This window comes from Nevskia soli DSM 19509 (assembly GCF_000711955.1).
Taxonomy (GTDB): domain Bacteria; phylum Pseudomonadota; class Gammaproteobacteria; order Nevskiales; family Nevskiaceae; genus Nevskia; species Nevskia soli.
The window spans coordinates 51156-72062 of record NZ_JONR01000021.1 but is presented as its reverse complement, the minus strand read 5'-3'; the positions used below and the strand labels follow the sequence as shown (position 1 = coordinate 72062).

Annotated in this window: 20 protein-coding genes and 1 tRNA gene; 13 read left to right on the top strand and 8 right to left on the bottom strand. The window is 63.1% G+C overall.

What is annotated here, in order from left to right; translation table 11 throughout:
- The first annotated feature begins 22 nt into the window (after positions 1-22).
- Positions 23-289 carry an STAS domain-containing protein gene (locus BP26_RS0112215; protein WP_051748903.1) on the top strand — a complete coding sequence of 89 codons (267 nt, stop codon included), beginning with the start codon at positions 23-25 and terminating at the stop codon, positions 287-289.
- A 10-nt stretch (positions 290-299) separates the two neighbouring features.
- A complete protein-coding gene (locus BP26_RS0112210; RefSeq protein WP_036516746.1) occupies positions 300-1094 on the top strand; it encodes an MlaA family lipoprotein in 795 nt (264 codons plus the stop codon).
- Positions 1095-1247: 153 nt separating this feature from the next.
- Here BP26_RS0112210 and BP26_RS0112205 read toward each other — a convergent pair whose 3' ends face one another.
- Positions 1248-2546: an adenylate/guanylate cyclase domain-containing protein gene (locus tag BP26_RS0112205; RefSeq protein ID WP_029920864.1), complete on the bottom strand. Its 1299-nt coding sequence runs from the start codon at positions 2544-2546 to the stop codon at positions 1248-1250.
- Between the two features lie 318 nt (positions 2547-2864).
- Here BP26_RS0112205 and BP26_RS0112200 point away from each other — a divergent pair, with 318 nt between their 5' ends.
- Positions 2865-4163 (top strand): MHYT domain-containing protein, encoded by a 1299-nt coding sequence (locus BP26_RS0112200; protein ID WP_051748902.1) that lies wholly within the window; start codon positions 2865-2867, stop codon positions 4161-4163.
- A 388-nt stretch (positions 4164-4551) separates the two neighbouring features.
- Here the strand turns inward: BP26_RS0112200 and BP26_RS0112195 are convergent, their stop codons facing one another.
- Positions 4552-6330 (bottom strand): monovalent cation:proton antiporter-2 (CPA2) family protein, encoded by a 1779-nt coding sequence (locus BP26_RS0112195; protein ID WP_029920862.1) that lies wholly within the window; start codon positions 6328-6330, stop codon positions 4552-4554.
- Between the two features lie 146 nt (positions 6331-6476).
- Between BP26_RS0112195 and BP26_RS27595 the strand changes: the two genes are divergently transcribed.
- The 8 genes from BP26_RS27595 (at position 6477) to BP26_RS0112155 (ending at position 15379) form a co-directional block, all read left to right on the top strand.
- Complete coding sequence (locus tag BP26_RS27595) at positions 6477-7556, top strand: phospholipase A (protein WP_084183035.1); 1080 nt, start codon at positions 6477-6479, stop codon at positions 7554-7556.
- A 54-nt stretch (positions 7557-7610) separates the two neighbouring features.
- On the top strand, positions 7611-8231 hold the full coding sequence (locus tag BP26_RS0112185; RefSeq protein ID WP_051748900.1) for a hypothetical protein: 621 nt from the start codon (positions 7611-7613) through the stop codon (positions 8229-8231).
- A 334-nt stretch (positions 8232-8565) separates the two neighbouring features.
- Positions 8566-8847, top strand: coding sequence for a DUF427 domain-containing protein (locus tag BP26_RS0112180; protein WP_029920859.1), 282 nt, complete (start codon positions 8566-8568; stop codon positions 8845-8847).
- A gap of 16 nt (positions 8848-8863) precedes the next feature.
- Entirely contained in the window at positions 8864-10129 is a 1266-nt protein-coding gene (gene egtB / locus BP26_RS0112175) for an ergothioneine biosynthesis protein EgtB (RefSeq protein ID WP_029920858.1), read from the top strand.
- Positions 10126-11115, top strand: coding sequence for an L-histidine N(alpha)-methyltransferase (gene egtD / locus BP26_RS0112170; protein ID WP_029920857.1), 990 nt, complete (start codon positions 10126-10128; stop codon positions 11113-11115). Before egtB ends, egtD begins: the two co-directional genes overlap by 4 nt.
- A gap of 328 nt (positions 11116-11443) precedes the next feature.
- Positions 11444-12295, top strand: a complete 852-nt coding sequence (locus BP26_RS0112165; RefSeq protein WP_029920856.1) for a uroporphyrinogen-III synthase — start codon at positions 11444-11446, stop codon at positions 12293-12295.
- Between the two features lie 426 nt (positions 12296-12721).
- Positions 12722-14812, top strand: a complete 2091-nt coding sequence (locus BP26_RS0112160; RefSeq protein WP_029920855.1) for a phosphocholine-specific phospholipase C — start codon at positions 12722-12724, stop codon at positions 14810-14812.
- Positions 14813-14935: 123 nt separating this feature from the next.
- The gene (locus BP26_RS0112155) at positions 14936-15379 is read left to right on the top strand and encodes a hypothetical protein (protein ID WP_157572496.1); all 444 of its coding nucleotides are present in this window, start codon (positions 14936-14938) and stop codon (positions 15377-15379) included.
- 390 nt (positions 15380-15769) lie between these two features.
- On the opposite strand, the gene BP26_RS28550 is transcribed toward BP26_RS0112155, so the two are convergent.
- Both BP26_RS28550 and BP26_RS0112145 read right to left on the bottom strand, forming a co-directional pair.
- Positions 15770-16315, bottom strand: a complete 546-nt coding sequence (locus BP26_RS28550; protein WP_211254902.1) for a septal ring lytic transglycosylase RlpA family protein — start codon at positions 16313-16315, stop codon at positions 15770-15772.
- A 134-nt stretch (positions 16316-16449) separates the two neighbouring features.
- A complete protein-coding gene (locus tag BP26_RS0112145) occupies positions 16450-16740 on the bottom strand; it encodes a hypothetical protein (protein ID WP_029920852.1) in 291 nt (96 codons plus the stop codon).
- A gap of 451 nt (positions 16741-17191) precedes the next feature.
- Here BP26_RS0112145 and BP26_RS0112140 point away from each other — a divergent pair, with 451 nt between their 5' ends.
- Positions 17192-17500: a PXPV repeat protein gene (locus BP26_RS0112140; RefSeq protein WP_029920851.1), complete on the top strand. Its 309-nt coding sequence runs from the start codon at positions 17192-17194 to the stop codon at positions 17498-17500.
- 207 nt (positions 17501-17707) lie between these two features.
- Here BP26_RS0112140 and BP26_RS0112135 read toward each other — a convergent pair whose 3' ends face one another.
- Genes BP26_RS0112135 through BP26_RS29490 form a run of 3 tightly spaced genes read right to left on the bottom strand, consistent with a single transcriptional unit; the run spans position 17708 to position 19188 of the window.
- Positions 17708-18202, bottom strand: coding sequence for a hypothetical protein (locus tag BP26_RS0112135; RefSeq protein WP_029920850.1), 495 nt, complete (start codon positions 18200-18202; stop codon positions 17708-17710).
- Between the two features lie 53 nt (positions 18203-18255).
- Entirely contained in the window at positions 18256-18813 is a 558-nt protein-coding gene (locus BP26_RS28545; RefSeq protein ID WP_084183033.1) for a hypothetical protein, read from the bottom strand.
- Positions 18814-18828: 15 nt separating this feature from the next.
- Positions 18829-19188, bottom strand: a complete 360-nt coding sequence (locus tag BP26_RS29490; RefSeq protein ID WP_157572495.1) for a hypothetical protein — start codon at positions 19186-19188, stop codon at positions 18829-18831.
- Positions 19189-19340: 152 nt separating this feature from the next.
- Here BP26_RS29490 and BP26_RS29485 point away from each other — a divergent pair, with 152 nt between their 5' ends.
- Complete coding sequence (locus BP26_RS29485; protein ID WP_157572494.1) at positions 19341-20450, top strand: hypothetical protein; 1110 nt, start codon at positions 19341-19343, stop codon at positions 20448-20450.
- Between the two features lie 13 nt (positions 20451-20463).
- Here the strand turns inward: BP26_RS29485 and BP26_RS0112130 are convergent.
- Positions 20464-20539: transfer RNA gene (locus BP26_RS0112130), tRNA-Thr, on the bottom strand.
- Positions 20540-20907: the final 368 nt, after the last annotated feature.

Sequence of the window (20907 nt, the reverse complement as noted above, 5' to 3'; positions counted from 1 at the left end):
GCCAGACAGGGAAATAACAGCCGTGACCACGGGCCAGGGCGCGCTTCAGGGCGAACTCAACTTCACGCGGGTGCCGCAGCTGCTGGCGCAGGCGGAAGTGTTGGGTGTCGACGGCACGCTGGACCTTGGCGGCGTCAGCAATGCCGACAGCGCCGGCCTCGCACTGTTGCTGGAATTGAGCCGGCGCAGCAAGGCCCGGGGCAAGCATCTGAGCATCCGCGGCGCCAACGAGCAGATCATCCAGCTCGCACGGTTCTTCGGCCTCGACAAAATTTTGCGGTTCGAATAGGGAGCTTCATATGGGCAGAATGCATCGTTACTGCTCCATTGCCGTCGCCGTGCTGCTGGCCAGTTGCGCCCACCATCCGGCGGATGACCCGGCCGATCCGCTCGAACCGGTCAACCGGGCGATGTGGACCTTCAACTCCAAGGCCGACCAGTACGTGCTCAAGCCGGCGGCCAAGAGCTATGTCGCCGTCACCCCGGGCTGGGCGCGCGAAGGCGTCACCAACTTCTTCTCCAACCTGGTCTATCCGACCACCATCGTCAACGATTTCTTCCAGGCGAAATTCAGCCAGGGCGCGTCCGATACCGGCCGCTTCGTGGTCAACAGCCTGTGGGGTATCGGCGGCCTGATCGACGTCGGCAACCGCGTCGGCCTGCCCAAGCACGACGAGGATTTCGGCCAGACCCTGGGCTATTGGGGCGTGGGCGAGGGCTGGTACCTGATGATTCCCTTCATGGGACCCAGCGACAACCGCGACATCGTCGGCAAGGGCGTCGACATCTTCACCGCGCCGGCCCATTACATCCCCGGCCGCTACGACCTGCCCCACTACCTGGTCGACTATGTCCTCAACAGCGTCAACATCCGCGCCAATGCGCTGCCTTCGGACAGCCTGCTGGAATCACAGTTCGACACCTATCTGTTCATCCGCACCGCCTACCTGCAGCACCGGCAGGCGCTGGTCTACGACGGCAACCCGCCCCCGGAAGACCTCGGCCTGAGCGATTACGGCGACGACAGCAGCACCGCGGCACCGGCCCCCACGCCAGTGGTGCCTGGGCAGCAGCCGCCGGCGAAGAGCAAGTAGGTTTCGTTGTCGCTTCAAGGCAATGCAGCGCCTTGAGGTTTCTTACTCTGAAATCTTGGCGTACGCGCTTGCGCGCGAGGCACTGACCGCGCTGCCTGAAATCCCGGTTCCGCCTTGAAGGCTGGAATGAAATCGTAAGCCTTCAAGCAAGGACTACCCGGCCGCAGGCAACGCATACAGAGGCACCGCCTCCGCAAACCCCTTCACCACAACCGCCTCCCGCGCCTCCAGCGGCACCTCCATCGCCAGTTCACGCGTGCGCCCATCCACCAGGATCTCGCCATCCGCCGCCTGCTCGCACAAGCGCGAGGCCAGATTCACCGCCGGACCCACCGCGGTGTATTCCAGTCGCGAGGCGGACCCGATGACGCCGACGGTAACGAAGCCGCTGGCCACGCCGATGCCGATGCCGAGCCGGTGTTCCTCGCTGCTCCAGCGCTGCGTCACTTCCCGCGCCGCCTCCCGCACACCACGTGCGATAGCCAGGCCGACGGCGGCATGGTTGGACATCGGAATCGGCGCGCCGACCAGGATCAGGATGCCGTCGCCGGCATAGTCCTTGATGGTGCCGCCGTACGCGGCCACCACCTCGCCCACCGCATCATAATAGTCGCGCAACACCTGGATCACGCGCGAGGAAGGATGCGCCTGCGCGTAGGTAGTGAATCCGCGCACGTCGCTGACCACCACGGTGATCTCCAGGTAATTCTGCTTCATCGCGCCGGCAAGGCCGCGCTCGCGCACCAGGGAGGCCACCTGTGACGACAGGAAGCGCGACAGGAACTGACCGCGCTGGCCCTGCAGCACGTGGTACTGCACCGAACCGACCAGAAAGATCATCTCGCCGCACAGAACAGTGATGGAGGCAAACTCCACCCGCAGCACGAAACCGGCCATGAAGAACGGAGTGGACAGGCCAAGCGCCAGCAGGCGCACCCGCTCGGCACGGTCGGGGCGCCGGTTGAGCACCAGCGCACCGGAAAACAGCGCGGAACCGGCGGAGAGCAGGATGGGGACGGCAAACAGCCAGAAACCGGGCTTGTACAGCACGCTGGTGTTGCTGGCGGCGAACAGGAAATCGCGCGAGCGGATCTCCGGGAAGAACAGCGACAGCACGCAGTACGTCACCGCGGCGAGCTGGCCGAGGCGCAAGGTGTAGTCGCCGATGCGGACATCCAGCTCGCCTGCCGGCAAGGTGCGGCGCACGCGCAGCACGAATTCCAGCACTGCGACCAGGGCCGCCCCCTCCGGCAAGGCCAGCCAGCCCGGCATCACGGCGCCGGGGGTCATGCGGAACAGGAAGCCGACATTGGCGCCGATGGCCACGCCGATGAACACCAGGGTCAGCGCCAGCGCGCGCGAGGTTGGCGAACGGTAGTCGGCGGAGATGAAGGCCAAGGCCATGCCCAGCGCGACGAGCGCAACCATCACGCTGGGAACAATGGAAGTCATGCCTGTTCGGCTGGCTGAAGGTGGTGTCACATTATCCCGGAAATCCGGCGCCGGGGCCGCAATCCCCGTCCCGGCGGTCTTGCGGACGGTTCCGCGCGGCCACGGCCACGGATGCCGCCGATCCGCGCATGGCGGCGCGGCCGCGCCGTTTGTCGGCCAGATGCAGCCGTTGACTCCCCGTTCAGGCGGCCGTTCTTCCGCTCATCACGCCTCGGCGTACGCCCATCGGTAGCGACGCCGCAGCGGGCCGGAAAAGCAGTCTTCTGTATCCCATCGCCGCACCGCCCAGGGTATTCGCGAAAGCAATAACGAACGGACATGAACGGAACCTACGATCTCTCACTGGTCATCGCCTCTTACTGCGTGGCGGCCTTCGCCTCGTACGCGGCGCTGGACCTGGGGGGCCGGATCGCACTGTTCGACGGCGCCCGCGAACGCTTCTGGCTGTTCACCGGCGCACTGGCCATGGGCACCGGCATCTGGGCCATGCACTTCGTCGGCATGAAGGCCTTCCGGCTGCCGGTGGAAATCACCTATGACCTCGGCCTCTCCGTTTTGTCCTGGGTCGCCGCCATCACCGTTTCGCTGCTGGCGCTCTACATCATCAGCCGCAGCCAGCTCACCCTGTCGGGCATTGTCGCCGGAGCACTGGTGATGGGCGCCGGCATCTGCCTGATGCACTACAGCGGCATGTGGGCGATGCGCATGCAGCCGGGTGTCAGCTACGATCCGCTGCTGTTCGCCGCCTCGGTGGCCATCGCCGTGTTCGCTTCGGCGGCGGCCCTGTTCATCTCCTTCTCGGTGCGGCACCTGCCCGACAGGCGCGTGGTGCCGGCCAAGGTCGCCGCGGCGCTGGTGATGGCCGTAGCCATCTGCGGCATGCATTACACCGGCATGGCCGCCACCCACTTCCCCGGCGGAGCGCTGTGCGCTCCCGGCAACCTGCTCGGCGGCGACTGGATGGGCCTGCCGGTGGCGTTGATCACCGGAGGGCTGCTGGCCGCGGTGCTGCTGCTGGCGCGGATGGATGCGCGCGCCATGGCGGAACGCCGCCGCATCGAAAAGCGCCGCATCGAATCCGAGCGCGTCCGCCGCCTGGCCTACTACGACACCATTACCGGACTGCCCAACCGCAGCCTGTTCAACGAAACCCTGCTGAAACAACTGATCACTGTCAGCGGCAGGACGCCGCCGCCGTTCGCCGTGGTCTACGGCGAGATCCGCGGCTACCGCGCCCTGGTGGAAAAGGTCGGCCAGGACCGCGTCAACCTGATCATGAAGACGCTGGCCGGACAGCTGACGCCGGTGCTGCGCGACGGCGACCTGCTGGCGCGCCTGTCGCACGACGGTTTCGTCTTCCTGCTGCGCCAGCACGCCGACCGCAACATCGATACGGCGATGGCGCAGGTGCTCGCGTTGCTCGACAACCCGGTGCCTTGCGAGAGCCAGCGCTTCCGGCTGGTGTGGGGCGTGGGCAGCAGCCGCTACCCGGAAGGCGGCAATTCGACGCAGGCGCTGATCCGCGCCGCGATGAAGCTGCAGCGCGAAGTGGGTAACGAGCCGCGGCTCGTCCCACCGGCGACGCAAGGAAGGATTTCGGCACTCGGTGCGGCCTGACCGCCGCATCGCTCAACGGTCCCTGAGCCTTGGGCTGCGAAGAACTCCGGTTCCAGCAGCCCACTTTCTCAAACCGTCCAGTCAAGCCCGGCGCGGAGGTCCGCACCGGCACGGCCCTGAGCCTTGGGCCGCGAAGAACACCCCGGTGTTCCAGCGGCTCATTTTTTAGGACCTCGATTCAGCCCGCGGCGGAGGTCCGCCGCGGCACGGCCCTGAGCCTTGGGCTGCGAAGAGCGCACTACGTGTTCCAGCAGCCCATTTTTTAGGACTGAACGTTTAAGCCCGGCGCGGCGAGTCCCGCATCGGCACGACCCTGAGCCTTGGGCCGCGAAGAACACCCCGGTGTTCCAGCGGCTCATTTTTTTGCCCGTCGTGCGGACCGCGACAGCTAGCTGCCGGCGGTTTCCTGCTCTTCCATATCCGCTTCGAACAGCTGCTCCAGCTCCTTCGATGCTTCCTTGGCGGTCTGGATCAGCTGCTGCTCGTCGCGATGGATCGCCTGCTGCTTGAGCAGGGTGTCGTGGTCATGGCGGCGGAAACGCGCGACGTCGCGCGCGATGCGCTCATCCGATTCGCCCAGGGCGCGCAGCAGCTCCGCCGTCATCTCCAGGCTCGAGCCGTAGGCGCGGCGAATCACGTCGGTGACGCCGAGGTCCATCAGCTGCATGGCATGGGCGCGATCGCGCGCCACCGCGAAGATGCGCAGATGCGGGAAATTGCGCCGTACCATCTCGGCGATGCGCAGGGACTCCTCCACGTCGGCGATGGCCAGCACGAAGAAGCGCGCCTTGTCGGCCTTGGCCGCGCGCAGTACTTCCATGCGCCCGGCGTCGCTGTAGAACACGGTGCTGCCGAACTGGCGCACGAAATCGACGTGCTGCCAGTTGCGCTCAAGCACGGTGTAGGGAATCTTCTTCAGACGCAGCATGCGTCCGAAGATCTGGCCGAAAGGACCGAAGCCGGCAATGATGATGTCGTTCTCCGGCGCATCGATCTCGTCGAACGGCCGTGTATCTTCCGACTCGCGGCCGCCGAAACGCGATACCAACGCGTACAACGGCGGCGTGGCGATCATCGACAGGGTCACCGCCACCACCAGCATGTCGTCGGTGCGCTGATCGAACAGGCCGGCGCTGCGCCCGAGGGCGAAGAGCACGAAACCGAATTCACCGCCCTGGGACAGGGCCACGCCGAGCAGGCGCGCCGAGCGCGCCGGCAGGCCATAGACCCGGCCGATGAAAAACAGGACTACCGCCTTCAGGGTCACCAGCAAGGCCACCACTTCCAGCACCCGCAGCGGCTCCTGGGCGATGAAGCCGATATTGGCGGACATGCCTACCGCCATGAAGAACAGGCCCAGCAGCAGGCCTTTGAACGGCTCGATGTCCGCCTGCAGCTCGTAGTGGTATTCGGAATCGGCCAGCAGCATGCCGGCGAGGAAGGCGCCGAGCGAGGCGGACAGGCCCACCGCGCTCATACCCAGGGCGGTGCCGGTGACGGTGAGCAGGGCGGCGGCGGTGAAGATCTCGGGCACCTGGGTGGCGGCGAGGATGCGCAGCACCGGGCGCAGCAGGTAGCGGCCGAGGAAGACCACGAAGGCCAGCGCGGCGCCGGCCTTGGCCGCGCCGACCCAGAACGGTGCGCCGTCGTGCACCGCCGCGCCCTGGGCGGTGAGGAAGGGCAGCAATGCCAGGAAGGGAATCACCGCAAGGTCCTGGAACAGCAGGATGGCGAAAGCAGCGCGGCCGTGCCGGTCGGTCAGTTCCTTGCGCTCGCCCAGCATCTGCAGCACGAAGGCGGTGGAGGACATGGTCAGGCCGAAGCCGGCCACGATCGCCGCGGGCAGGGTCTGGTGGCGGATCATGGCCCAGCTGGCCAGCACCACGGTGCTCAACAGCACCTGCGCGCCGCCCAGCCCGAATACGGCCGTGCGCAGGCGCCACAGGCGGCTGGGCTGCAGCTCCAGGCCGATCACGAACAGGAGCAGCACCACGCCGAACTCCGAGAAATGCAGGATCTCCTCGACCTGCGAGATCAGACCCAGGCCCCACGGTCCGATGGCGATGCCGGCCGCCAGATAGCCCAGCACCGAGCCCAGGCCGAAGCGCTTGAACAGCGGCACCGCGATGACCGCGGCGAGGAGGAGCAGGGCAATGTCTGCGAGCATCGGTTAAATTTGGATTCGGTTTGAGACGGCGTTCAGGCTGTATGAGGTTGCTTTGGGGCTGTTGAAAGATTCCGGCGACGAAAAAACATCAGGTCCGGCTCGATTTCCAGCTTGATTCTTCTCGTTACGCTCAAGGAAGGGACTCGATGCGTACGTTTCTTAACATAGTTTGCGCCCTCGGGGCGCTGCTGTCTGCGGCCTGCAGCACCGCGCCGGAAAGGAAGGAGGCCCCCGAGGCCTGCCTCCCGGCCGGTACCACCGGCGGCACCGTCGCCGGTCCGTGGGGCTTTGCCGGGAGCATGCGCAACGGCCTGGCGCCGGCCACACCCAGGGATGTGGCCGTGACCGGCACCACCGTGGCCCCGGTCACTGCGCCGGGCCCCGGGCTGACCGATATCGCCCCGGTGGTCGCGACGGCATCGACGCGGGAAGCGCCAGGTGTCCCCGGCGCAGTGACAGCGGAGCACAAGCACGACGCGCTGCAGCCCGATACCGACCCCTACCAGATCGTCTCCGCCGGCAAGGGTCTATCCCTGCACAAGCCGATGTACATCCTGCCGGTCACGTATTCGGAGGATTACCACGGCCGCCGGACCGAAATGCTGTTCCAGATCAGCCTGAAACAGCGACTGTTCGGCGTCCCGCTGTATGTGGCCTATACCCAGAAGTCCTTCTTCGACATTTATGACTCGCCCGATTCCAAGCCGTTCCGCGAGAGCGATTACAACCCGGAGCTGTTCTACCGCTATATCCCCGCCGACCGCGAGAAATGGTTCCACCTCGGCGCGGACGTCGGCATCGAACACGAGTCCAACGGCAAGGGTCTACCCGATTCGCGCAGCTGGAACCGCATCTACTTCGCGCCGTTCCAGGCCGCGGGCGATCACCTGATCTACTGGAAATGGTGGTGGCGCTTGCCGGAGAACAAGGGCAAGGCACGCACTGACCCGACCCGCGACGACAATCCGGACATCACCAATTACTTCGGCTACAGCGAACTGCATTACGAGCAGCAATTGTTCAACAAGCACCTGGCCAACGCCATGTTCCGCTGGAACCCGGTGACCGGGCACGGCGCGGCCAGCCTGCTCTACACCATTCCCAACAGCGCCAGCGACCCGGCCTTCTTCTGGACCTTCTCCTTCTTCCAGGGTTACGGCGAGAGCCTGATCGATTACAACCATTCCATCACCCGCGTCGGCGTTGGCGTGTCCATCGCGCGCTGACACCGGGCGTTGATTCACAGACCGTAGATTCGAATATCCAACGAGGAGCACGGCATGCACGGCACGGACAGACACCCGAAGATGCTCAAGGCGCTCAACCCGGTGCAGAAGGTCATGCACAAGGGTCATCGCCCGGAATGGCTGATCGGGCAGAGCATGATGGACCACGCGGTGAAGGCGATCCGCGCCCGCGCCCACCTGGAGCGCGGCTACGACATTCCCTATCTCGCCGGTTACAGCATCGACGGTCACACCATCTTCATCGACCGCCACATGCCGAAGAGTTTCATCTACCGCAAGCGCAAGGTGCTCACCGACCGCTTCCTGATCGTGCACGAGGCGGTGGAGAAGTCGCTGATCCAGCTGCTCGGCATGCATTACCTGCATGCGCACCAGATCGCCCTGCACGCCGAGCAGGCCGCGGTGCGCGCCGAGGGCATCACCTGGGAGGCGTACGACGCCTTCATGCAGGACTACATCAAGGTCATCGGCGACGAGGATCTGACCCGGGTGCCCGATACCCTCGACCTCACGCCCTACCGCGATTTCCACGACGCCGAGGAGCTGAAAAAAATGAAGGCCGGCATGTGGCCCTGCCCCAACTTCGAGCCCAAGCACAAGGTGCATATCGCCGGGCTGCAGCAGTCGAAGGTGCAGGTCAGCGCACCGGAATAGCGAAACGGCCGGGAAGGCGGCCGGACGGTCGCCCGGCAAGCGCACGGCGCTTTCCGGGCAAGGGCTGCCACGGGCCAATCCGGTGCCGTTCGCGGCCCCCTTGCAATCCCGCGGGCCGCCTCCATGAATCGGGTTGCGGTACCGATCCGTCGTACGATTGAACATATGCGCCGGACCGCCGGTCATAGTTCGGCATACGACCCGGTCCGATAATCCAGAGGAGCTGGCCCGGCGATACTCTCGCCGCACCCGCCGACATCAGCAGGAACCCACGATCCGCCCACGGCCCGCCTTCAAGGGCTGACGCGGATCGGCGGCCAAGCAGGAGGCAGCAATGACCACCGCAGTCTGGAATGGGGTAGTGATCGCGGAATCCGACGACACCGTCGTCGTCGAGGGAAATCACTATTTCCCGGTGGAATCGGTCAATGCCGATTACCTCAAACCCAGCGATACCACCACCGTCTGCCACTGGAAGGGAACGGCGCATTACTACACCGTTGCCGCCAACGGCAGCGAGAGCAAGGATGCCGCCTGGTATTACCCGACACCGTCCGATGCCGCCGCGCAGATCAAGGACCGGATCGCGTTCTGGCGGGGCGTCAAGGTCAAGTAGACCCGGAAACTCCAACATGGACGCAGGGAAGCTCCAACCAGGTCCAGCCTTGCGCGTCTCCGGCGCGGTCTTGCGCGAGCGCTACCACGCGGTGCGCGCCCGCACCGAGGCCCTCGCCGCGCGACTGTCGCCGGAGGACCAGCAAGTGCAGTCCATGCCGGACGCGAGCCCGGCCAAGTGGCATCGCGCGCACACGACCTGGTTCTTCGAGACCTTCCTGCTGCTGCCGCACCAGCCCGGCTACCGCGTGTTCCACCAACGCTTCAGCCACCTGTTCAATTCCTATTACGAAGCGGTGGGTGTGCGCATCGCCCGTGCCTCGCGCGGCATGCTGACGCGGCCGACGGCGGACGAGATCACGGCGTACCGCGCGCATGTGGATGCGGCGATGGGCGCGTTGCTGGAACAGAACACGCCGACGATCGCCGCGCTGGTGGAACTGGGATTGAATCACGAGCAGCAACACCAGGAACTGCTCGTCACCGACATCAAGCACGCCTTCTCGATCAATCCGCTACATCCCGTTTACAGTGCGGCGGCTGCAACTCCGGCGCAGCGGTCCGCGCCGGCGCTGCGCTGGCTCGACATTCCCGGCGGCATCCACGACATCGGCCACGACGGCGACGGCTTCTCCTTCGACAACGAGATGCCGCGGCACCAGGCGTTGCTGCAAGCATTGCGCATCGCCAGCCGCCCGGTCAGCGTCGGCGAGTATCTCGAATTCATCGATGACGGCGGCTACCGCCGCGCCGGGTTGTGGCTGTCCGACGGCTGGGCCACGGTGCAGGCCGAGGGCTGGCAGGCACCGATGTACTGGGAACAGCGGGACGGCGCATGGATCAGCTATACCCTGCACGGCGATGCGCCGCTGCGCCACGACGAGCCGGTCTGCCACGTCAGCTACTACGAGGCTTGCGCCTATGCCGCCTGGGCGCACAAGCGCCTGCCCACCGAGCAGGAATGGGAAGTGGCGAGCCGCCTGCACGGCGGCGTGAAGGCGCAGCAGGATCAACAGATTCGCGTCCATCCGCGTCCGCTCGCCGATGGCTTCACGCAGGATGTATGGGAGTGGACCGGCAGCGCCTACCTGCCCTACCCCGGCTTCCGCGTGGCACCGGGCGCGGTGGGCGAGTACAACGGCAAGTTCATGGTCAACCAGATGGTGTTGCGCGGACGGTCCTGCGCCACGCCGCCGGGCCATGCGCGGCCGACGTATCGCAATTTCTTTCCTCCAGCTGCACGCTGGCAATTCAGTGGCTTCCGCCTTGCGGAGGATGTATGAACGCTCAAGCAGCAACGGCTCAACTCGGGGTACAGCAGCTGCAGGATCTGGAACCGACGCTGGAGGAATTCGAGGCGGCGGTGGTCGCCGGGCTCTCCGCCACGCAGAAGACCCTGCCTTGTAAATTCTTCTACGACGCGGCGGGTTCGGTGCTGTTCGACCGCATCTGCAAGCTGCCCGAGTATTACCTGACGCGCACCGAGCTGCGCATCCTCGACGAGCAGGCCCCTGCTATCGCCGCGCTACTCGGCCCGCAGGCCAGCCTGGTGGAGTTCGGCGCCGGCTCGGCCAGCAAGGTGGGCCTGATCCTGTCGCGGCTGGAACAGCCGTTCTCCTACGTGCCGGTGGATATTTCGCGCAAGCATCTGCTCGCCGGCGCGGCCGGCGTGGCGCGCGCCTTCCCCGGGCTGCGCATCGCGCCGGTATGCGCGGACTACACGCAGAACTTCGCCCTGCCCGCTGCCGCCTCGGCGGCGCCGGGTGCACTGGGCGGCTTCTTCCCCGGCTCGACCATCGGCAACTTCACCCATCCGGAAGCGGCGGTGTTCCTCGCACGTACCCGCGAGATCCTCGGGCCGGGCGCGGTGATGATTGTCGGCGTGGACCTGCAGAAGGAAGAGCGCGTGCTCAACGCGGCCTACGACGATGCGGCCGGCGTGACGGCGGAGTTCAATCTGAATCTCCTGCGCCGCATCAACCGCGAGCTGGGCGGCAACTTCAGGATCGGCGAGTTCGAACATGCGGCGCGCTGGAACGAGGCCGAGGGGCGGGTCGAGATGCACCTGGTCAGCCGCGGCGCGCAGAGCGTGCGCATCGGCAACGCGCGTTTCGAGTTCCAGGCGGGCGAGAGCATCCACACGGAGAACTCGTACAAGTACAGCATCGCCTCGTTCCAGGCGCTGGCCAGCGATGCCGGTTATGTTCCGGCGGCATGCTGGACGGACGAGCGACAGCTGTTCAGCGTGCATGCGCTGCGTGTTCCGTAAACCTCAATCAATACAGCCTGTTGTACAAGAAAACGAGCGGCGGAATGGGCGGGACGTTAAAAAACGTAAAGCGCCGAACTTACGTCCCGGGGCGGTGCCTTATCTTCGGCTACGGCACTTCCCTCCCTGGGTCGCCGTAGCAGGGCAGCGGCTTTCCCCCTTTGACGCTGTCCGAGTGGCGGCGCCGGCGAATTCCCCGTTCGCTGGCGCCATTTTTTTGCGGGGGCGGAAATTCGCCCCGCATTCTTTCTCCTGCTTCATTCCCGGCCGGATGCGTTAGGCTTGTTGCGCCTCACCGTATTCGCTGCATTACCGGGAATTTGCGCAGATGACGGAGCATCCACTCCAGGGACGTACCATCGCCGTGGCGGAGAGCCGCGAGCTGGACGTATTCGTCTCCATGCTGGAACGGCGTGGCGCGCGCGTGCTGCGCTGCCCGCTGGTGGGGATACTCGATGCGCCGGACCCGGCGCCGGTGCTGGAGTGGGTGCGCTGGTTCAACAGCGGCGGCTGCGACGATTTCATCGTGCTCACCGGCGAGGGGCTGCGCAGGCTGCTGAGCTGCATCGAGCAGCATGAGCCGGCGCTGCATACGCCTTTCATCGCCCACCTGGCGCGCGTACGCAAGATCACCCGCGGACCCAAACCGGCGCGCGCGCTGCGCGAACTGGGTATGAAGCCCGATATCGCGGCGGACGTGGCGACCACGGCGGGCATCATCAAGGCACTGCGTGAGCTTGATCTGAGCGGGCGCGGCGTGGGCGTGCAGCTTTACGGCACCGAGCCCAACCTGCCGCTGACGCAGTTCCTGCAACAGGCGGGCGCCAGCGTGCGCACCGTGGCGCCCTACGTGTATGCCGACAACACGCACGATGCGGAAGTGATCGAACTGATCGTGCACATCGCCGCGGGCGAGGTGGACGCTATCGCCTTCACCAGCCGGGCGCAGGTGGAACGGCTGATCACGGTAGCCGAGTCGGCGGAACAGGGCGAGGCATTGAAGGCGGCGCTGGGCAGGATTTGCGTGGCGGCGGTAGGGCCGGTGGTGGCCGAGGCGCTGACGGCGCAGGGCATCCGGGTGGATTTGATGCCGACGGAGTCTTATTTCCTGAAGCCTTTGACCAGCAAGCTGGTGGAGGCTTTGGGGGGCGGGAAGGCGGATGGTGGGGCGGAGGCCTGAGTTACCCGGTCTTGGGCGAAGGAAGGAATGGCGGAATGCGCTGTGCCCCTCGATACGCCCGCAAAGCGGGCCACCCGGGACGGCCTTGTTCCGCCTACCGCTGTCGGATCCGCTTCGCTTGATCCGACCTACATGGCCTTTTTCTCCATGCGTGCCATGTGTGCCAAGGGTTTTTGTTGGCACGCATGCGGTGAGCGTTGAATGCAGCATGGGTTTTGACGGGCTCGCCAAGGGACGTTAAACGTGCCTGAGAGGGGTTTTGGGGATCGGAAAAGCGTGGAGCGCCGGTAACGGTTTTTTCGGCTTTTCGGGCCAAATATTACGGCAGGCTTACAGCAGCAATCCGGTCATGAATGTGTCAAGGCGCTGACATTTTGGCGGCCTAGCCTTCGGTTGGTTGAGCCATACCCAATCAAAGGACTGATCATGACCACGACGGATCGCCGCAATTTCTTGCGGCTGCTCGGCAGCACCTCCCTTGCCTCGATGTTCCCCGCCAGCATCGCCCGCGCGCTGGAGCTTCCCGGCAATCATCGAACCGGTACCATCGAGGACGTCGAGCATATCGTCGTCCTGATGCAGGAGAACCGTTCGTTCGACCATTACTTCGGCACGCTGCGCGGCGTGCGCGGTTATGGCGATCCGCGGCCGGTGAACCTGCCTTCGGGCAAGCCGGTGTGGTACCAGCCGGACGGCGGCAGCTATGTGCTGCCGTTCCGCCCGAACGCGGACAAGCTGGGCCTGCAGTTCGTGGAAGACCTGGCGCACGACTGGACCACCACGCACCAGGCCTGGAACCAGGGCAAGTACGATCAGTGGGTGCCGAGCAAGGGCGCGGCGAGCATGGCGCACCTGACGCGCAAGGACATCCCCTTCCACTACGCGCTGGCCGACGCCTTCACTATCTGCGACGCCTATCATTGCTCGCTGCTGGGACCGACCGACCCGAACCGCTATTACATGTGGACCGGCTATGTCGGCAACGACGGCACCGGCGGCGGCCCGGTGATCGACAACGCCGAGGCGGGCTACGGCTGGTCCACCTATCCGGAAGCGCTGGAGAAGGCGGGCATCTCCTGGAAGATCTACCAGGACGCCGGCACCGGCCTGGATGCCGCCGGCTTCTGGGGCTGGACCGACGACGCCTACATCGGCAACTACGGCGACAACTCGCTGCTGTATTTCCACCAGTACCAGAACGCGCAGCCGGGCAGCGCGCTGTACGAGAAGGCGCGCACCGGCACCAACATCTCGGCCGGCGGCACGCTGTTCGACATCCTGCGCAGCGACGTGGCCAACAACACGCTGCCGAAGGTTTCCTGGGTGGTGGCGCCGGAAGCCTACACCGAGCACCCGAACTGGCCGGCCAACTACGGCGCCTGGTATGTGTCGCAGGTGCTGGACGCGCTGACCAGCAACCCCGAGGTGTGGGCCAAGACGGTGTTCCTCGTCACCTACGACGAGAACGACGGCTTCTTCGATCACGTGGTGCCGCCGTATGCGCCGCCTTCCGCGACGCAGGGCAAGTCGACGGTGGCGACGACCAACGAGATCTTCGCCGGCAGCTCGGGCAATCCCGCCGGGCCCTACGGCCTGGGCGCGCGCGTGCCGATGCTGGTGGTGTCGCCGTGGAGCAAGGGCGGCTGGGTCAACTCGCAGGTGTTCGACCACACCTCGATCATCCGCTTCATCAGCGAGCGCTTCGGCACGGTGAAGGCGCCGCTGACGGAGCCGAACATCTCGCCCTGGCGCCGCGCGGTGTGCGGCGACCTGCGCAGCGCGTTCGACTTCACCAAGCCGGATTCGCGCAGCGTGACGCTGCCGGATACCAGCTCTTTCGCGCCGCCGGATCAACTGCGCCACCCGGACTTCGACGCGGTGCCGCCCGCGCACCAGGCGCTGCCGGAACAGGAAGGCGGGCTGCGCCCGGCCCGCGCCCTGCCCTATGAGCTGCACGCCGCGGGCTGGTCGGACCAGGGCAGTTTCTGGATCGACTTCGTCAACACCGGCCTGGCCGGCGCCTGCTTCCACGTGCGCTCCGGCGACGGCGCAAGCGGGCCGTGGAGCTACACGGTGGAGGCCGGCAAGTCGCTGGCGGATTCCTGGGCGGTGGCGGGCGCGTACGATCTTTCGGTGTATGGGGCCAACGGCTTCCTGCGGCAGTTCAAGGGCGACCTGAGCGCGCCGCGCGCCGACCTGCGCATCACCAACCGCTACGACCGCCTGCGCGGCAACCTGGAGCTGATCCTGGTCAACCGCGGCGGCGCGCATTGCCAGGTGACGGTGGAGAACACCTACAGCGGCGAGAAGTTCTCGCAGGTGCTGGCGCCGGGGCAGCGGGTGGAGCACCACTGGAACCTGCAAGGCAGCTTCGGCTGGTACGACCTGGTGGTGACCTCCAACGCGGAGAGCGGCTTCCAGCACCGGCTGGCGGGGCATGTCGAGACCGGCAGGGACGGCTTCAGCGATCCGGCGATTGCCAATACGCAGTTGCTGGGGGTTGAAGCGGCGGCCTGATCTTTGACCGAATGCGGGACCGTGTCGCGCGGCGGAATACATACATTCCGCCGCGCGACGTTCGAAAGCGGGACGTATTGATCAAACTGGCTGGCCCGCCGCACCGCGGGCCGGGTAAGCTGCGTGGCGTACCTGACGCCCGCACCAGCCCTGCTTGCCACCATGCCGTCCTCGACCCGCCCGGACAACGACGAAGCCGCCTATGCCGCGGTGCTGGAAGAGTTGAAGAACGGTGTGCGCGATGAGCCGCTGATGGCCAAGGCTTTCGCCGAGGCTGAAGGGAACGACAACAAGGCCCGCGCACTGTATATGCGCTGGCGCTCGGCGAAGCTGATGGCGACGGCGGTGCGGGAGCGGCGGCGGGCTTTCGACGAGGGGGCGCGGGCGGCCCCGGTGTATCCGCGGCCGCGCAAGACGGCACGCTCCTGGAGCAGTCCGCGTTCTTCCGATTTCCTGCTGGTGGTGTTGGCACTGGTGCTGCTGTTCCTGTTCAACCGGGATGTCCACCACGCGGTGATGAGCCTGCTACGTGCCCTGGGCCTGGGCTCGCTGCTGCATCCCGTCTGAATTTTGCTGCACTGCGGCTCCCCTGCCCCGCCACCGCTTGGCGGCGCGGCGCCCGCGTCCATCCGTTCCACTCTCGCTATACCCGGCGCCTGCCGATAATCAAAGCGCTCATACCGGTCAGGGGGCAATCGGGGAGCGCATCAGCGGGCGCCGCAAGGGTGCCGGTGCGCTTCCTGGTTGCTACCCGCCAGGCCGGCCCAAGGGCATACGATCAAACGGCTAATGCTGTCCGAAGTGTCACTCCTGCTCGCGACAGTGTGGTGCGCGGCACCGAGCGCGAGAAGCCCTGAGGGGCATCGGTGCAACCTCTTCTTTCGGATCGCGGCGCTTGATGCGAAGCGGCGGGTTACGCCTTCGGCTAACCTGCCCTTATTCCACTGAACGGCGCGCTCACTGTATCGGCGGCGGCGCATGCGGCCATTGCGCATCGCCGATCAGCACGGCGCCCGGCTTCGATGCGTGCTCGGCCTGGGCCTGCCGGTCGTCGATGGGCGTGACTTCCACCGGCACGGTGCCGGTACGGAAGCCCAGGGCTTTTGCGGTCTTCGGGGAGAGGTCGATGATGCGGCCTTTCACGAAGGGCCCGCGGTCCTTGATCACCACTTCGGCGCTTCTGCCGTTGCGCAGGTTGGTGACTTTTGCGCGGGAGCCGAGCGGCAGGGTCTTGCTGGCGGCGGCGTTGGAGTCGAGGTCCAGCGGGGTGCCGTCGGCCATCGGTCTTTTTGAGAGCTTGCGGCTGTAGACCGAGGCCTTGCCGCGATGGTTGTTCGACGCGTGCGCATGCGTAGGCGCCTTGTGTGTCCGGGTCTTTTCTTTTGCGAGGGCCGCACTCTGCGCCGCGACGGCGGGGCCGCCGCAACAGAGGAAAAGCAGGGCCGGAACCATCCATGCCCTGAGCCGCAAATTCGTCATCCGTAACGCCGTACCGCCGTTCATTTTGGAAATATGAAGGCAGCGAGGGCCGGATTCAAGAAAGGCCGGGGGTGCATGCGGGCATGCATGCGCCCCGGCCTTCCGGCTTCAGGTGAGGTGCCGCTCGGGCCGCAAAACGCGGCCGAACGGCGGGCTGGCTACTTCAGCCCGGGCAGCGGCGCCGCGGTAAGGGTGGCTCCGCCCAGGACGGGCGCTGTTACCGTGGGAGAGATGGCGAGGGTCGGTGCCAGGGCAATCGTCGGTGCCACATTGGGGGCGATGTTGGGCAGGACGTTGAGCGAAGGCGCGATGGTGGTGACGAAGGTGGCCGAATGCGCCAGCGGGGCGGCGATGACCGCGGCACCGGCGGTGCCGGCAACAGCCAGGCCACCGATGGAAGCCAGCGCAATGCCGGAGGCCAGCATCAACTTGCGTGATTGCATGCTCATATTGTTTCTCCACTTGCTTGATTGAGCCCAGTCGGTTGACTGTGCCCGAAGCCTTTGCAGGGTTGGTCTTTCAGCCATCCTCGCATCGGGGATGGCAGGCCCTGCGGCTTATCCAGAGCGTCGCAAGCCTCTGAATTCATCCCGGATCCACGATATGACGCGGAAAACATCGCCAGGTTGAAGATGCAGAGTAACGGGGTGCGGGGGTGAGGTCCGTACGTTACCGCGCTTTGAGGAATGCGAGGGTCGTCGCCACCTGCGGATGCTGCATAAGGAGGGGACTCGAAGAGCCTTGATCGGGCGCTGCGGCCCCATTACGCCGGCTTCATTGGCCGCAAAGCGGTGGTGCTGGCCGCGCCGGCGGTGTTCAGCCGACATTCACCCCCGCGGGCCTACAGTGCTCACGTCAACCAGCAACCTGCTGGCGGACATCGAAACGGAGGTACGTGTCATGAAACGCATTGCTTTGAGTATGGTTGCCGGATTGGGCCTGCTCGCCCTGGTTCCTACCGCGGCGATGGCACATACCGACGTCTCCATCGGCCTCAACCTGGGTGGCAGCTATGCCCAGCCTGTTTATGCCGCCCCGGAACCGGTGTACTACGGTCCGGCCCCGGTCTACTACGGCCCGAACGTGGTCTACCGCGACGACGACCGCTGGCGTGAGCATCGCCGGTGGGAAGAGCACCGCTGGCATGAAGAGCATCGCTGGCACGAGGATCATGGCTGGCATGGCCATGACCGAGACGATCGCCGCTAAGGCTTAGTCTGGTGGTGTAAAGGAAAGCCCGCTTCGGCGGGCTTTTTAATTGTTGAGAGCGACCTCGTTTCAGTTAACAAGAACCCAGATACAGCGCGGGAATATGGAATTTGATGGCGGCAAAGCCCCCCGGATTCCATTTCATTCCATCCGGGCCACGCTCGCTGGCCTCAGTGAATATTGACCAGTTGCATGCCAAGGCTCGCGTCATTTGTATTTTTTAAGGAAATCCTGCACCTGTCGGATTTCTAAAGTTGCATCCACTTGGAATCGTCGCAAGAGATCCACGTAGGACGCATTACCCTCCTCACCGCCTGAATGAGCACCGATCTGCTTCAAATCCAATTCGATACCGCTTAACTGGTTCTGTAGCCGCTCCATGGACGCAGCGGCCTGCTTGACCTCGGTCTCGTGCAGTCTCTGTGACTGAAGCAAAATAGATGCGGCAATAAGGCTGCCAGCCGTTGCGGCGCTCAGTACGCTGATGAGAAGGGGCGCCATGCTATCGGATGGAGAATCCGTCAACACCTTAGGCATCCCGCTAAAATGCGAGAGTGCTGCTTCTCCAAGAATGCTGAGCACTCCAATAAAAACTCCAAGGACGAAAATCAAGAACGGCCGCCGATGCAACTCTGGATGCGCGCTTGTCCAAAGGAAGCAAAGAAGAGGCATGACTAGAGCGATGGCCAGTTTAAGCAGCATATACCCCCCCCATTTGCACTACTTCGATATCACCGTCAACCACCTCAGTGTAGCTATGCGAATTGACCGTTCCCGAAAGTTACTCGCGTCACTCTTGTGGTTACTTCGACGAGTACATCTGCGAGTGAAGTATCCGATACCGGTTCAAGCAGTTGTTGCGTGTTCACGGAGACTGACGTAACAAGATTGTCATCCTCCAGCAAGCAAAAGAACGGGATTTGATCCTGAGTCGGCGTAATACCAATAGGTAAGGCATTTAGTAAGCGCGGCATCGTCAACGCATCAAAAAGAGTCTTCAACCTGTTGTCAATGTCGCCGCCTTGAGTAATCAGCTGTCCGGGAGGTTCCGGTCTTAGAAGCGTGAGCCGCAATTCAGCTACTGCATTGATTTCGGCTGTAACCAGGGGCACGAACGTAAATGCCCCAAGAGGTCTCAACGAAGAATAATTTCCGGGCGCTTTCCGTGGCTGAAGGAACTCGCCGTATTCATTTAGCGGAGATTGATTCCACAACGCTTTAAGTTGAGCGTGAAATGCTTGTCGCACATCATGCTTGTGCGCTGGATTCCCATTCGAACGCAATGGTCCACGATAGTGTAGAACGAACTTCATCGACGGTATTTGGTGTCAAAATTCTGCGTCGTCTTCTTGTTTTGTCTCTATAGGTTTTGTTTCTATAGCCGCGATGCGGGATGCGGATTCCAAAATCCTTGCCGCCTCCTCAGCTGAATATCCTTCGAGCCACACTGCATGTTTGTCCTTTGTAGTGACATTAATACGCCTGCTTTTCCGAACGTGAGCCCAAGCCAAACAAGCAACCGCGAGTGCACCCCAACCACCAGAAATTATGATCTCAATATTGAGTCTCGACGCTACAGGATTAGCGCCAAGCTTAATGTGTTTGTTGTATTTGAGACCATGCTGCGTCAGCGCCGCGGTGAAGGAGTGATGGCTATCCTCGAAAGTCGTTGCTTGAAGAGTTGGCATAGTCGCAATTATTGATAGTTATTACTGCTGCTTAGTTTGCACTTTCCTGCCTTGCAACTCCACGGAGGTCTAGTCATAAATCAATGACAGCCGACCCCAATTTACTCTACACCATCATGCTTCATTCGAGCTCGATTTAATGGAATCAATACATGACCATTATTGCTGCTTATACCGTAGAGGGCTGTCCGATACTAATTGGCGATCTCTTGATTTCAGGTATCGAACGTATAGATCGGAAACATTCAGTCCCCATGATCGGTGGAGTCGAAAATATATTCCCCGCAGGATCAGGCTGGTCGATTATCGGCCTTCGTCAAAAAATAGAAATTCTCAACGCAACAACTGCTATTGCGTGGGCGGGCAGCTATATTGCGGCTCGGATCGTGATCAAAGAGCTGAAACTTCTGGCTTCGGAGAATAAGCTGTCATTCAGTAAGATAAAAGACTACTTCTCGTCTTTAGATCCAGACATTGTCAAACAAGGCGTTAGCTTCATTGGCTGGACACTTGAAAAAGATCTTTTTAAGACGTTCGAATTTAATACTAAAAATAGACTTTCGACATCTCTCATCGGCACCGTAGTAGCTACCGGAACTGGGGCAGAAGCTTTCGTCAAATCACTATCTAACATCCCACTAAATTCATTCAAAGCAACAGGTAAAATAAATTCGCTTGCAACCGCAATATCCACCTCGCTGTTTACAACGGGATTGATGCTTCGAGCAGAAGCTTCAGCGGCAAGTTCGAGTTCATTACTTGGTTTCTTCGGGGGCGGGTATGAATTAGCAACCTTCTTTGACGGCCGTTTTCAAAAAATTGGCAATGTTACATATGTTTTTTGGGAAGCACGGATTTCCAATCTTGGAGTCACCATAAGTTCCCCTTTACTAGCCCTCAAACAGGAATACTTCAATGAAATTTTGCTTATTCACTCAATTGAATTCGGCAACCATTCAACCCAAGAGCGGCAGATAACAAGAAACGATTATCACGCAGTGCTACCCGTCTATGCGGCGGCATCGGAGATCGATCTGCAACTGCTTAAGCCCACTTCGTTGAATTCACGATTCACTTGTCACTATTTTGGCATCTCTATCAACGGAAACTATGAAATACTGTGCAAGTTAGACCATCGGATCGATGATGCAACGAGAGACATTTTGTTCATCGAAGAAAACGGTCAAGTCACTGTTAAGGTCGCTCAGGATTTCTTAACGCACATAGCGGAAGAAATAACAAAGAAAGCGCAGAAATCTTGATTGGCTACTTCAGTGGTGCCGGTTGAGGGATTCGAACCCCCGACCCCCTGATTACAAATCAGGTGCTCTGCCAACTGAGCTAAACCGGCTTTTTCCCTGACGGGCCCGCGGGTGGCGGGGCGCCGTTGCGGCGTGGGGGTATTTTACAGCTTGGGCGGGGGGCTGTGATCCTTCTCTCCCTGACCTACCAGTCACTTGTTGAGAGTGCGCGCGCCACCGTTCATCCCTCGATACGCGCTGCTTCGCGGCGCACTCGGGACGAACGGTGGGGGAAAGGGCGGCGCGGTCCTTCACCCACCCTACCGCCCCTCCCTCCCTCGATACGTGTTGCTCCGCAACGCTACTCGGGACATTCGCAAAAGCACAAATCGCTGCGCGATTCACTCGGGACGAACGGTTAGGTGGAGGACCGGCGGGAAGAGGGCGGCGCTTGACCAGGATTTCAAAGCCCCTCTCC

Bases quoted from the DNA above. Each gene is read 5' to 3' on its own strand.
- BP26_RS0112195 (WP_029920862.1), bottom strand. From the start codon at position 6,330: ATGCTCGCAGACATTGCCCTGCTCCTCCTCGCCGCGGTCATCGCGGTG.
- BP26_RS0112160 (WP_029920855.1), top strand. From the start codon at position 12,722: ATGACCACGACGGATCGCCGCAATTTCTTGCGGCTGCTCGGCAGCACC.
- BP26_RS0112140 (WP_029920851.1), top strand. From the start codon at position 17,192: ATGAAACGCATTGCTTTGAGTATGGTTGCCGGATTGGGCCTGCTCGCC.
- BP26_RS0112135 (WP_029920850.1), bottom strand. From the start codon at position 18,202: ATGCTGCTTAAACTGGCCATCGCTCTAGTCATGCCTCTTCTTTGCTTC.
- BP26_RS0112165 (WP_029920856.1), top strand. From the start codon at position 11,444: ATGACGGAGCATCCACTCCAGGGACGTACCATCGCCGTGGCGGAGAGC.
- BP26_RS27595 (WP_084183035.1), top strand. From the start codon at position 6,477: ATGCGTACGTTTCTTAACATAGTTTGCGCCCTCGGGGCGCTGCTGTCT.
- BP26_RS29490 (WP_157572495.1), bottom strand. From the start codon at position 19,188: ATGCCAACTCTTCAAGCAACGACTTTCGAGGATAGCCATCACTCCTTC.
- BP26_RS0112200 (WP_051748902.1), top strand. From the start codon at position 2,865: ATGAACGGAACCTACGATCTCTCACTGGTCATCGCCTCTTACTGCGTG.
- BP26_RS29485 (WP_157572494.1), top strand. From the start codon at position 19,341: ATGACCATTATTGCTGCTTATACCGTAGAGGGCTGTCCGATACTAATT.
- BP26_RS28545 (WP_084183033.1), bottom strand. From the start codon at position 18,813: ATGAAGTTCGTTCTACACTATCGTGGACCATTGCGTTCGAATGGGAAT.
- egtD (WP_029920857.1), top strand. From the start codon at position 10,126: ATGAACGCTCAAGCAGCAACGGCTCAACTCGGGGTACAGCAGCTGCAG.
- BP26_RS0112185 (WP_051748900.1), top strand. From the start codon at position 7,611: ATGCACGGCACGGACAGACACCCGAAGATGCTCAAGGCGCTCAACCCG.
- BP26_RS0112180 (WP_029920859.1), top strand. From the start codon at position 8,566: ATGACCACCGCAGTCTGGAATGGGGTAGTGATCGCGGAATCCGACGAC.
- egtB (WP_029920858.1), top strand. From the start codon at position 8,864: ATGGACGCAGGGAAGCTCCAACCAGGTCCAGCCTTGCGCGTCTCCGGC.
- BP26_RS28550 (WP_211254902.1), bottom strand. From the start codon at position 16,315: ATGAACGGCGGTACGGCGTTACGGATGACGAATTTGCGGCTCAGGGCA.
- BP26_RS0112210 (WP_036516746.1), top strand. From the start codon at position 300: ATGGGCAGAATGCATCGTTACTGCTCCATTGCCGTCGCCGTGCTGCTG.
- BP26_RS0112205 (WP_029920864.1), bottom strand. From the start codon at position 2,546: ATGACTTCCATTGTTCCCAGCGTGATGGTTGCGCTCGTCGCGCTGGGC.
- BP26_RS0112145 (WP_029920852.1), bottom strand. From the start codon at position 16,740: ATGAGCATGCAATCACGCAAGTTGATGCTGGCCTCCGGCATTGCGCTG.